Origin of the sequence: Streptomyces sp. NPDC050759 (assembly GCF_044456945.1) — a bacterium.
Classification (GTDB): domain Bacteria; phylum Actinomycetota; class Actinomycetes; order Streptomycetales; family Streptomycetaceae; genus Streptomyces.
In genome coordinates this window covers 196565-208298 of sequence record NZ_JBITGI010000011.1, presented here as the reverse complement: position 1 = coordinate 208298, position 11734 = coordinate 196565, and the positions used below count along the sequence as shown (strand labels likewise).

At 71.9% G+C, this 11734-nt stretch carries 7 protein-coding genes and 1 pseudogene; 5 read left to right on the top strand and 3 right to left on the bottom strand.

Going from position 1 to position 11734, the window contains the following annotated elements:
- Positions 1-15 precede the first annotated feature (15 nt).
- Positions 16-201 carry a 50S ribosomal protein L28 gene (gene rpmB, locus ACIBJB_RS29875; RefSeq protein ID WP_009190838.1) on the bottom strand — a complete coding sequence of 62 codons (186 nt, stop codon included), beginning with the start codon at positions 199-201 and terminating at the stop codon, positions 16-18.
- A 259-nt stretch (positions 202-460) separates the two neighbouring features.
- Here rpmB and ACIBJB_RS29870 point away from each other — a divergent pair, with 259 nt between their 5' ends.
- A complete protein-coding gene (locus ACIBJB_RS29870) occupies positions 461-2143 on the top strand; it encodes a DAK2 domain-containing protein (RefSeq protein WP_398935178.1) in 1683 nt (560 codons plus the stop codon).
- 13 nt (positions 2144-2156) lie between these two features.
- Here ACIBJB_RS29870 and ACIBJB_RS29865 read toward each other — a convergent pair whose 3' ends face one another.
- Together ACIBJB_RS29865 and ACIBJB_RS29860 are read right to left on the bottom strand one after the other, a co-directional pair.
- A complete protein-coding gene (locus ACIBJB_RS29865; protein ID WP_398935176.1) occupies positions 2157-5096 on the bottom strand; it encodes a tetratricopeptide repeat protein in 2940 nt (979 codons plus the stop codon).
- Between the two features lie 17 nt (positions 5097-5113).
- Positions 5114-6949 carry an HSP90 family protein gene (locus ACIBJB_RS29860; protein WP_398934960.1) on the bottom strand — a complete coding sequence of 612 codons (1836 nt, stop codon included), beginning with the start codon at positions 6947-6949 and terminating at the stop codon, positions 5114-5116.
- Positions 6950-7117: 168 nt separating this feature from the next.
- Here ACIBJB_RS29860 and recG point away from each other — a divergent pair, with 168 nt between their 5' ends.
- The 4 genes and pseudogenes from recG to ACIBJB_RS29840 all read left to right on the top strand — a co-directional run bounded on the left by recG (position 7118) and on the right by ACIBJB_RS29840 (position 11621).
- The gene (recG, locus tag ACIBJB_RS29855; protein ID WP_398934958.1) at positions 7118-9334 is read left to right on the top strand and encodes an ATP-dependent DNA helicase RecG; all 2217 of its coding nucleotides are present in this window, start codon (positions 7118-7120) and stop codon (positions 9332-9334) included.
- Positions 9335-9378: 44 nt separating this feature from the next.
- A pseudogene (gene rsmD, locus ACIBJB_RS29850) lies at positions 9379-9972 on the top strand (16S rRNA (guanine(966)-N(2))-methyltransferase RsmD); the annotation flags it as partial.
- A 26-nt stretch (positions 9973-9998) separates the two neighbouring features.
- The gene (gene coaD / locus ACIBJB_RS29845) at positions 9999-10478 is read left to right on the top strand and encodes a pantetheine-phosphate adenylyltransferase (protein ID WP_398935174.1); all 480 of its coding nucleotides are present in this window, start codon (positions 9999-10001) and stop codon (positions 10476-10478) included.
- A 57-nt stretch (positions 10479-10535) separates the two neighbouring features.
- Positions 10536-11621, top strand: coding sequence for a cell division initiation protein (locus ACIBJB_RS29840; RefSeq protein ID WP_398934956.1), 1086 nt, complete (start codon positions 10536-10538; stop codon positions 11619-11621).
- Positions 11622-11734: the final 113 nt, after the last annotated feature.

The window sequence follows — 11734 nt, the reverse complement described above, 5'->3', positions numbered from 1 at the left end:
GCGCTTAGCTGTGCGTCAGCGCGAGACCTTGCCGGCCTTGATGCACGAGGTGCAAGCGTTCACGCGCTTCGGCGTCCCGCCGACCACGGTACGGACGCGCTGGATGTTCGGGTTCCAGCGACGGGACGTACGGCGGTGCGAAAACGAGATGTTGTTGCCGAAGCCCGGCCCCTTGCCGCAGACGTCGCAGTTGGCAGCCACGGGTCACTCCAAAGACTTCAGATGCACTTACGGTCGGATTCCCGGCAAGCCGGGATCGAGATCGTAGGATCAGAGATCTGAGTGGCACTGCCAGGAGGGAATGGCCCGATCGGGATCGGGCAACCGGAGCAGCATACAACGACTGCGCCAGTAGAACGAAACTACCATGGTTGACCAGGCACTCGCTCCCGGCCCTCTTCCGGTGGACGCCCGCCCGGGGTCTACGCTGCGTCCAGTCCAGCAGCCCGAGGAGGCGCAGGTGGCGTATGTGCCGCAGACATTCTTCGATGCTCTCGCGGTGCGCACCTGGTGCGGTCTCGCGCTGCGGGCGCTGGGCCGGGCGCGTGAGGAGATCGACGCGATCAACGTCTACCCCGTCGCCGACGGGGACACCGGCACGAACCTGTATCTGACGGCGGAGTCCGCGGTCGCGGCCGTGGAAGCCGTGTTCGAGGGCCACGACGCCCATGGCTCGGAGAAACCGGCACTGGCCGACGCCGCGCGCGCGATGGCGCACGGAGCCCTCATAGGCGCCCGCGGCAACTCGGGCACGATCCTCGCCCAGCTGCTGCGGGGCATGGCCCAGGTGCTGGCCGCCGACGGTGGGACGGCCCACACGGACGGCGAGGGACTCCGGCTCGCCCTGCGGCACGCGGCCGACTCCGCTCGCCAGGCCGTGGCCCACCCGGTCGAGGGCACGGTCCTCACGGTCGCCTCGGCCGCCGCCGACGCCGCCGGGGCGGCGGAGGGCGACTGCGGGACGGTCGCCCGGGCCGCCTACGACGGTGCGCGCGCCGCCCTCGCCGCGACACCCGGCCAGCTGGCCGTCCTGGAGCGGGCCGGGGTGGTGGACGCCGGCGGGCGGGGACTGGTGGCGGTGCTGGGGGCGCTGGTGGAGACGTTCACGGGGGAGGCGCCCAGCGCGGTGCCGGTGGTGCGCGGGACGTTTCCGGAAGCAGTCTCCGCCGAAGCCGCCACGGCCGCCCCCGACGAGTGCGCCGACACCCCGGGCACCGGTGGCCCCGCCTTCGAGGTGATCTACCTCCTGGAGGCCGGCGACACGGCCGTCGCGCGGCTGCGGGAGCGGCTCGACGGTCTCGGGGACTCGCTCGTGGTGGTCGGCGGCGACGGCCTGTGGAACGTCCATGTGCACGTCGACGACGCCGGGGCCGCCGTGGAGGCGGGCATCGAGGCCGGCCGGCCGTACCGGGTCCGCATCACGCACTTCGGCGTCGGTGACGTGCACACCACCGGCGCCGAACGGCAGCCCCGCGAGCGCGCCCAGCGGGCCGTCGTCGCCGTCGTGCCCGGCGAGGGCCTGGCCGGGCTGTACACCGAGGCCGGCGCGACCACCGTGCTCGCCCGCCCCGGGGAGCCGCCCGCGAGCGGGGAGCTCGTGGAGGCCGTACGGCGTGCCCACGCGCACGAGGTCGTGCTGCTGCCCAATGACGCCGATCTGCGCCACACCGCGGCCGCCGCGGCCGACCAGGCCCGCGCGGAGGGCATTCGCGTCGCGCTGATCCCGACGCGCTCCGCGGTCCAGGGCATCGCCGCGCTCGCCGTGCACGAGCCGGAACGCCGGTTCGACGAGGACGTCGTCCAGATGACCTCGGCGGCCGGCGCGACCCGCTACGCCGAGGTCGCCGTCGCCGAACGCCAGTCCTGGACCATGGCAGGCATCTGCCAGGCCGGTGACGTCCTCGGCCTCATCGACGGGGACGTGGCCGTGATCGGTTCGGACGTCACCGTCACGGCCGAGACCGTCCTGGACCGCATGCTCTCGGCCGGCGGCGAGCTGGTCACCCTGGTCCTCGGCGACGAGGCCCCCGCGGCGGTCGCCGACCATCTGGAGACGCGCGTACGGGAGTCCTACCTCGCCGTCGACACGGTGGTGTACCGGGGCGGACGGCAGGGAGCCGTGCTGCTCATCGGGGTCGAATAGCACCCCTGGGCGCTCAGCCGTCCTGCTCCTCCATGAGCCCCAGCATCTGCTCGGCCTCGGCCCGCCGGGTCCGCGCCGTCTCGTCGTCGCGAGCCTCGCCGGAGCCGTCCGTGCCGCCATAGGCCTCGAGCACCGCACGCGCGCGTGCCGCCGCCTCCGCCGGCCGGCTCAGGTCCGCCGCCAGCCAGCCCGCCGCGAGCTCGGCACCGGTGCGGGCGTCCAGGGCGTCGTCCCCGAGCGAGGCGAACACCACGATCGCCTCCACCACCTGGGCCAGCGACTCCTCCAGCACCGCACGGATCGCGTCGTCGTCGGCGTCCTCGGGCACGGAGCGGGCCAGCAGGTCCCCGAACTGCCGGTGAGTGTGCCCGAGTTCGCCGACGAGCCGCTGCCACGCCGCGTCCTCGACCCGCGTCTCACCCAGCGCGACCTCGCACTCCCGGACCGCCTCCGTCATCAACTCCCGTGCCGCGTCCGCCCCGTCCTCGGCACGCAGCGCGAGCCACCCGCGGGCGCGCAGGGAGCGGATCAGCCCGTGGACGTTGCCGAGCTCACGCCACAGGCCGCCCGCGCGCGCGTACGCCCGGTCCGCCTCTGCGGGCAGACCCGCGGCCCCGAGGGATTCGGCGGCGAGGTGGGCGAGCGTCGCGTGGTCGTGCTGCTCGGGCCAGCGCCGGGCGATCTCGGCGGCCTGCAGGCGCCGTTCGGCTGCCTCCCGGTGCTCGCCCAGCTCGCTCAGACAGTCGCCGAGCCACCACTGCGTCTGTACGACCGCCCCGTCGCCGTGCGTCTCGGCGCTCAGGTCGGGCAGCGCCGACTCCAGTACCTCGGCGGCCTCGGCCCACCGGCCCTGCCGCAGCAGGAACCCGCCCAGCTGGTGCCGGGCCAGGGCACCCAGCGTCGGGCCCTCCCCGGCCTCGTCAGCCCAGTGAGCGGCCTCCAGGGCGTGCTCGGCCGCCTCCTCGTCGAGACCCCGGCCGCCCACGACCTCCGCGAGCTGGAGATGCAGCTGGGCCCGCCCGATCGCCTCCAGGTGCGGGCCGCCGTGCTCCAGGGCGGCCCGCAGCGCCCGCTCGCTGCCGGCCGGATCGCCCAGGTGGTGCAGGAGCCCGGCCAGCCGGGCCTCGTACTCCACCGCGAACCACGGCAGGCCCGCCTCCACGAACCCCGCCGCCGCCCACGTGAACAGCTCCGCGGCCGACTCCACGTCCCCGGCCCGCGAGGCCAGCTCCGCCAGCATCGCCTGCGCCTCGGCGACCCGCGCGGCGAGCCGCACGTCGTCCCCGGTCCGTCCCTCGACGAGGGCGAGCACCTCCCGCACGGCCTGCTCCGCCTCCGAGAGGAGCGCGTCCTCCTCGGCCTCGTGCACCCGCCGCATCAGGATGCGCGCCCGGGACATCAGCACCGACGCCGTCTGCCGTACGCCCGTGTCGTCCGCGGAGTAGAGCGCGAGGACCTCGTCGTACAGCCCGGCGACCATGGTGAGCGCCTCGTCCACCTCGCCCGCCAGCGCGCGTATGTAGGCGCCACGCGCGCGTGCCGCGAGCGACTCGCCCAGGTCGCCCGCCTCCGCGTACAACTCGGCGGCCCGCTCGAACAGTTCGGTTCCCTCGGGACCCCGGTCCATCGCCTCGTGGTCGGCGATCTCCGCCCGGTCGCGGGGGTCGAGATCGACGCCCCGCGCGGCCCGCGCGACCGCCGCCCACGCCTCGACGGCGTTCGGCTGGAGGGTGTCCGACAACCGCCGTGCCTCGGCGATCAGCGCGGGCAGACCGGGCTCCTGAGCAGGCACCGCGACCGGTGGCACGACCGCGGCAGCGGCGGCCGTCCGAACCGCCCGTACTCCCAGCGGGAGCCGCTCCACCAGCGGGCGCTGAGCCATACGCGCGCGTGCCCGCTCGCTGACATGGGCCGTGCCGTTGCGCTCGTCGAAGCGGGCGGCCAGCGCGAGGGCCTCCGCGCGCGCGTGGGCGGCGAGTTCGGCCGCGGTCCAGGACCGGCCCGCGGGCCCCGGCACCGGCCGGTCGCCCGGGCCCAGCTCGGTCAGCCGGTCCATGAGCAGGGCCACCACGGCCGTGAAGTCCAGCCTGCTGCGCGGATGACCGTCGTCCGTGAAGTACGCGGGACGCTCCGCGAGCAGCTCCAGACCGCGCGCCTCGTTGCCGCTGAGGGCGCAGAACTCGACATGGTCCGCGTAGGCGCTGCGCATGCTCTCCATGGACCGCACGAGCCGGAAGCCCCGCAGATGGTTGGCGCGCGCCTCGTCGAGGCGGCCCAGCCGCAGCAGCGGCGTCAGCGAGGAGGCGAGGACCGCGTGCGGCTCGTGGGCGCAGGTGAACTCGCCCTCCAGGACCGGCGCCCACAGCTCGAGCGCCTCCTCGTCCCGCCCGCGCTGCGCCTGCCACCAGCCCTGCTCGTGCAGCTCGCAGGCGTGACAGTCGGCCATGGCGTCCCGGTCGGCGGCCAGCCACGCGGCGTACGCACGCTCGGCCCGCGCCAGGTCCCCGACATGCGCGGCCACGCTGTACTCGGCGCTGCGCACGGCCCGTTCGGAGTGCCCGGCCAGCCGGTAGCGGTGCTCCATCTCGCCGAGCCACTTCTCCATGGCGGTGAGCGGGATGTGCGGCTGGTCGAGCATGCCGGTCGTCATCCACTTGAAGACCCAGTGCAGGGAGTGCGTCTCGTACTCGTCGAAGTCCTCGGGCCGCTCGTCCCACATGCGCAGCAGCCGCGCGAAGGGGACGAACATCTTTGCCTTCTCGGAGCTGTAGTTGTAGACCTTCAGCTGGTGTCCGAGCGCCTCGATCACCGCGAGCGGGATGTTCAGCTTCTCGGCCTCGGCGAGCAGCTGCTCCGCGCGGGCGTTGCGGGCGGGCCCCTCCGGCTCCTCGGCGTTCTCCGCCATCGCCCGGCGCAGCGCGTCGAAGCCCGTGATCCCGTGGTTGCCGTCCATCCCGTCGGTCCCGCTCGTCACAGGCCCTCCTCGCCGTTCGTGGCCCACTCCAGCAGGCCCATGAAGGCCCGGTTCAGCAAGGCCGAGTCCGCGGGCCTGAGCGGGCGCTGGGCCATCAGCAGGGCCTGCCCGTACAGGGACTCGGTGGCGGTGCCGATCAGTTCCGGATCGCCGAGCGAACCGATCCGCCGTACCAGCGGGTTGAGATGGTTCAGCACCAGACGCGCGCGGGGGGCGCTGCCGCGCAGCGAGCCGAGGATGCCCGCCCACAGGTCGTCGGCCCGGTCCTCGGCCTCCGCCCGCGCCTGCTCATGCCGTGCGTCCCGGTCGTCCAGGTGCAGCGCGGGCACGGACAGCGGCCGGAACGCACGCAGGACCACGTCACAGCCGAGCGGATCGAGCCTGGCCCGCGCGGCCGCCAGGAAACCGGCGAGTGCCAGCTCCTCGGCCGGGTCGACCAGGTCCAGGTGGGCGGTGACGGTGTCCGTGTCCAGCTCGGAGACGACCGTTCCGGGCCGTACCGAGGGCAGCGCCTCGACCAGTTCGCTGTCGTACGTGTAACCGCCGTTGACCACCCCGACGCCCTGCGCGGAGGCGATCGGCGCGACCTGCCGGTACTCCTCGACGGTCCGCGTGAAGTGCACCACCGGGTGCCGTTGCGCGAACTCCTCCAGGGACAGCCGCCCGTCGGTCGTCTCGAAGGGCAGCCACGGCAGCATCGTGCGCAGCATGTCCGAGTCGTGCCGGGCGAGCGACTTCACGCCCAGGTGGTGCACGGCCAGGAATGCCGCGAGCCGTTCCGGGTCCCCGGCGGCGAGGCCCGTCAGCCAGGACCGGATCCTCTCCCCGAGTGCCTCCCGTACGGCGGCCAGCGTCTCGTCCTCGTACAGCGACTCGCGCGAGGCCGTGGGCCGCAGGCTGTCGGTGTCCAGGACGCAGCGCACGAAGAACGCCCAGTCCGGCAGCAGCTGTTCGGCCCGCTCGGTCAGCAGCATGCCCTTGAGATGGACGCGATGAGTCGCCCGCTGGGCGGGGCTGACCGCCGACGGAAGGACGTAGGCCACACCCCGGATCCCGGCGAGCGGCACGTTCAGCTCGATCGAGTCCAGTGGGGTGAAGCCGAACAGCTCGTGACAGTGCCGGGCCAGGGCCACCCTGCGGGTGGCGGGGGAGGGGTAGGGCCGGTCCCAGGGGGCGGGCAGGTCGGTGACCGCCTCGTCGCCGACCCGGACGTCGTACGGCAGCAGGGAGCCGAAGTCCCGCGCGAGCCGCAGGACTCGTTCCGGAGTGAGCCACTCGGCGGCGCCCGCCCGCGCGACCAGGTGCACGGTGGTCCCCGGCTCCGGACGGGCGTCGGAGGGCAGCGTCCGCACCCGGTACGAACCGTCGTCGCTGGCCGTCCACTCCACGGGCGGCGCGTCCGGCGTACGGGCGCTGCGGCTGACCACCCGGATCCGCTCGGCGACCACGAAACAGGCGAGCAGACCGATGCCGAACTGGCCGAGGAAGTCGGAGCGGGCCTCCTGAAGTCCCTCGGCCCGCTTGGAGCTGCGTCCGATGGTGGCCAGCAGGTCGTGCACGTCCGCCTCGGTGAGCCCGATCCCGGAGTCCTCGACCCTCAGGGCGCCGTTCTCGGCGTACAACCGCACTCGGGCAGGGGCGTCCGGCTGTTCGGCCCGCCGGGCCGTGATCGCGTCCACCGCGTTCTGGAGCAGTTCGCGCAGATAGACCTTGGGGCTGGAGTAGAGGTGATGGGAGAGGAGGTCCACCAGACCGCGCAGGTCGACCTGGAACGTATGAGGTTGCTGAGGTACCTGGGGTGTCTGTGATGACTGTGAGGTCTGGGAATCCATCGTCGCAGCGCCGGTGGGAGGAACGTTCGCGCGGCGCGGGGTCGGGCGGTCCCGAGTGGGGCGGGGATCCGCGGAGATGGCCGGAGCGCGCCATCCTAAGTCCCCAACCAGCCGTCTGACCAGGGGTTTCCCGGTATGTATACGGCAATGTCAGTGGTGTGGTGTGCAATGGATCTCGTGCCCGCACTGGAAGAACCACTGAAGAAGGTGCTCGGCCCCGCCACCGCGAAGGTGATGGCCGAGCATCTCGGCCTGCACTCCGTCGGCGACCTCCTGCACCACTACCCGCGCAGATACGAGGAGCGGGGGCAGCTGACCCACCTCGCCGACCTGCCCATGGACGAGCACGTCACCGTGGTCGCCCAGGTCGCCGACGCCCGTCTGCACACCTTCGCCTCGGCCAAGGCGCCGCGCGGCAAAGGGCAGCGGCTGGAGGTCACCATCACGGACGGCAGTGGCCGCCTTCAACTGGTCTTCTTCGGCCATGGAGTGCACAAGCCCCACAAGGAGCTCCTGCCGGGCACCCGCGCGATGTTCGCCGGCAAGGTCTCCCTCTTCAACCGCCGCCTCCAACTGACACACCCGGCCTACGAGTTGCTGCGCGGGGCCGACGACGAGGCGGCGGAAACAGTGGAGACCTGGGCGGGCGCCCTGATCCCCATCTATCCCGCCACCGGCAAACTGGAGTCCTGGAAGATCGGCAAGGCGATCCAGACGGTGCTGCCGAGCGCCCAGGAGGCGGCCGACCCCCTTCCGGAGTCCCTCCGCGAGGGTCGCGGCCTGGTCCCCCTCCCCGAGGCACTCCTCAAGATCCATCGCCCGCACACCAAGGCCGACATCGCCGACGCCCATGCCCGCCTCAAGTGGGACGAGGCCTTCGTCCTCCAGGTGGCCCTGGCGCGCCGCCGGCACGCGGACGCCCAACTCCCGGCGGTACCGAGGAAACCCGCTCCGGACGGCCTGCTCTCGGCTTTCGACGACCGACTGCCCTTCACCCTCACGGACGGGCAGCAGAAGGTCTCCAAGGAGATCTTCGACGACCTGGCGACGGACCATCCGATGCACCGGCTGCTGCAGGGCGAGGTCGGATCGGGAAAGACCCTGGTGGCCCTGCGTGCCATGCTCGCCGTCGTCGACGCCGGCGGGCAGGCCGCCATGCTGGCGCCCACCGAAGTGCTCGCGCAGCAGCACCACCGCTCGATCGTCGAGATGATGGGCGAGCTCGCCGAGGGCGGGATGCTGGGCGGATCCGAGCAGGGCACCAAGGTCGTCCTGCTCACCGGGTCGATGGGGACGGCCGCGCGCAGGCAGGCGATGCTCGATCTGGTCACCGGTGAGGCCGGGATCGTGATCGGCACGCACGCGCTGATCGAGGACAAGGTGCAGTTCCACGACCTGGGCCTGGTCGTGGTCGACGAACAGCACCGGTTCGGGGTCGAGCAGCGGGACGCCCTGCGCGGCAAGGGAAAGCAGCCGCCCCACCTCCTCGTCATGACGGCCACCCCCATCCCGCGCACGGTCGCCATGACGGTCTTCGGTGACCTGGAGACCTCCGTCCTCGACCAGCTCCCGGCCGGCCGCTCACCCATCGCCAGCCATGTCGTCCCCGCCGCCGACAAGCCCCACTTCCTCGCCCGCGCCTGGGAGCGGGTCCGCGAGGAGGTGGAGAACGGCCACCAGGCGTACGTCGTCTGCCCCCGCATCGGCGACGAGGAGGACGACCCCAAGAAGTCAGCCAGGAAGAAGTCCCCGGAGGACGAGGCGGAGAAGCGCCCGCCGCTCGCGGTGCTCGACGTGGCGGACCAGCTCACGAAGGGCCCGCTGCACGGCCTGCGCGTCGAGGTGCTGCACGGCCGTATGCACCCCGACGACAAGGACGCGGTCATGCGCCGCTTCGCCGCCGGCGAGACCCACGTCCTGGTCGCCACCACGGTCATCGAGGTCGGCGTCAACGTCCCGAACGCCACGGCGATGGTCGTCATGGACGCCGACCGCTTCGGCGTCTCCCAGCTCCACCAGCTGCGCGGCCGAGTGGGCCGGGGTTCGGCTGCGGGCCTCTGTCTCCTGGTCTCGGAGATGCCGGAGGCCAGCCCGGCCCGCCAGCGCCTCAACGCGGTCGCCGCCACCCTCGACGGCTTCGAACTCTCCCGCATCGACCTGGAGCAGCGCCGGGAGGGCGATGTCCTCGGCCAGGCCCAGTCCGGTGCCCGGACCTCTTTGCGGGTCCTCGCGGTGATCGAGGACGAGGAGATCATCGCGGAGGCGAGGCAGGAGGCGACGGCGGTGGTGGAGGCAGATCCCGAGCTGACGGGACTCCCGGGCCTGCGCACAGCCTTGGACTCACTCTTGGACGAGGAGAGAGAGCAGTACTTGGAAAAGGGCTGAAGGAGAGACACTCACCATGAACCTGAAGTCCCCCACACCAAGGACCAAAGATGACCCGCGTGATCGCCGGCACAGCCGGCGGACGTCGACTCGCAGTGCCGCCAGGCACCGGCACCCGCCCCACCTCCGACCGCGCACGCGAAGGTCTTCTCTCCACCTGGCAGTCCCTCCTCGGCGGCCCCCTCGACGGTGAGAGGGTCCTCGACCTGTACGCGGGCTCAGGCGCGGTAGGCCTGGAGGCCCTCTCCCGCGGGGCGAGCCACACCCTCCTCGTCGAGGCCGACGCCAGAGCCGCCCGCACCATCCGCGAGAACGTCAGGAACCTCGGCCTCCCCGGCGCCGAGGTCCGCGCCGGCAAAGCCGAACAGATCATCCGGACGGGGGCGCCGACCGAGCCGTACGACCTCGTCTTCCTCGACCCCCCCTACCGAGTCACAGATCACGATCTTCGCGAGATTCTGCTCACACTCCGCACGGAACACTGGCTCGCGCCGGAGGCGATCGTCACCGTGGAGCGCAGCACCAGAGGCGGAGAATTCCAGTGGCCGCCCGGATTCGACGCGGTCAAGGCCCGTCGCTACGGCGAGGGAACGTTTTGGTACGGTCGCGCCGCCTCTACGTGCGAAGACGCACGATGACCGGACCGGAGAGCGAGGGATCTCAAGTGCGCCGCGCCGTCTGTCCCGGGTCGTTCGACCCGATCACCAACGGACACCTCGACATCATCTCCCGCGCCTCCAGACTGTACGACGAGGTCTACGTCGCGGTGATGATCAACAAGTCCAAGAAGGGCCTCTTCGAGATCGACGAGCGGATCGACCTGATCCGCGCGGTCACCGCCGAGTACGGCAACGTGATCGTCGAGGCGTTCCACGGCCTCCTCGTCGACTACTGCAAGGAGCGCGACATCCCGGCCATCGTCAAGGGCCTGCGCGCGGTCAGCGACTTCGACTACGAGCTCCAGATGGCCCAGATGAACAACGGCCTCTCAGGCGTCGAGACCCTCTTCGTCCCGACCAACCCCACCTACAGCTTCCTGTCCTCCTCGCTCGTCAAGGAGGTCGCGACCTGGGGCGGAGACGTCTCCCACCTGGTCCCGCCGCTGGTCCTGGAGGCACTCGACAAGCGCCTGCGCAAGGACTGATGGGACTACAGTCGTCCCGTCCGTCTCCAACACAGCTGTAGAGAGTGGCGAGCACAGGTGGACGTGCAGAAGAAGCTCGACGAGATCGTCTCCACGGTCTCCGGCGCCCGGTCGATGCCCATGTCGGCCTCGGTGATCGTCAACCGCGCCGAACTGCTCGCGATGCTCGAAGAGCTGCGCCAGGCCCTGCCCGGCTCCCTCGCGCAGGCCCAGGAACTGATCGGCGACCGCGAGCAGATGGTCGAGCAGGCCCGCCAGGAGGCCGAGCGGATCATCGGGCAGGCGCACGCCGAGCGCGGCTCCCTGATCTCCGACACCGAGGTCGCCCGCCGCTCCCAGGCCGAGGCCGACCGGATCCTGAACGAAGCCCGCCAGGAGGCCGAGGAGGTCCGCGCCGAGGCCGACGACTACGTCGACTCCAAGCTCGCCAACTTCGAGGTCGTCCTCACCAAGACCCTCGGCTCGGTCGGCCGCGGCCGCGAGAAGCTGCTCGGCACCGGCCCGGGCCTCGACGAGAACGGCTACGAGGACGAGGACGCCCCGGAGCGCAGCCACGACCCCGAGACCCTGCGCAAGGACGCCGACTCCTACGTCGACGCCAAGCTCGGCGCCTTCGAGGCGGTCCTCGCCAAGACCCTGGAGGCCGTCGGGCGCGGCCGCCAGAAGCTGCACGGCCGTATCGCCACGGACGACCTCGGCGCCCTGGCCGACGACACCTCCACCGTCCAGCACTCCAGCGACGCCGACTACCTGGCCGACCTCACCGCCCTCGCGGAGCAGGACGCCCGGACCCAGGCCGCCCGCGGTCAGTCCGAGCAGCCGGCCCAGCAGCCGGACTACGCCCAGCAGCCGGCGTACGGCTACCAGCAGCAGAGCGACGCCTACGCCGCCTATCAGCAGCAGCCCGATCCCTACGCCCAGCAGGACCAGTACGGCTACCAGCAGGCCGATCCCTACGCCTACCAGGGATACGACCAGCAGCAGTACGACCCGAACCAGGCCCAGCAGGTCCAACAGCCCCAACAGCCCCAACAGGCCCACCAGTCGCAGCAGGGCTACGCCCTGGACGAGACCAGCCTCTTCGACACCGGCATGATCACACCGGAGCAGTTGAGGGCCTACGAGCAGGGTCGCGGCCAGTAAGAGACCACCGGATTGGGCCGTGAGCGAAAGGTCCAGTATCCTGGCTCTTCGGTCGCGCGTACGTCCGCGATCAACGCTGCCCGGGAGCACCGAAGGGCGGCGACCCTCTGAGC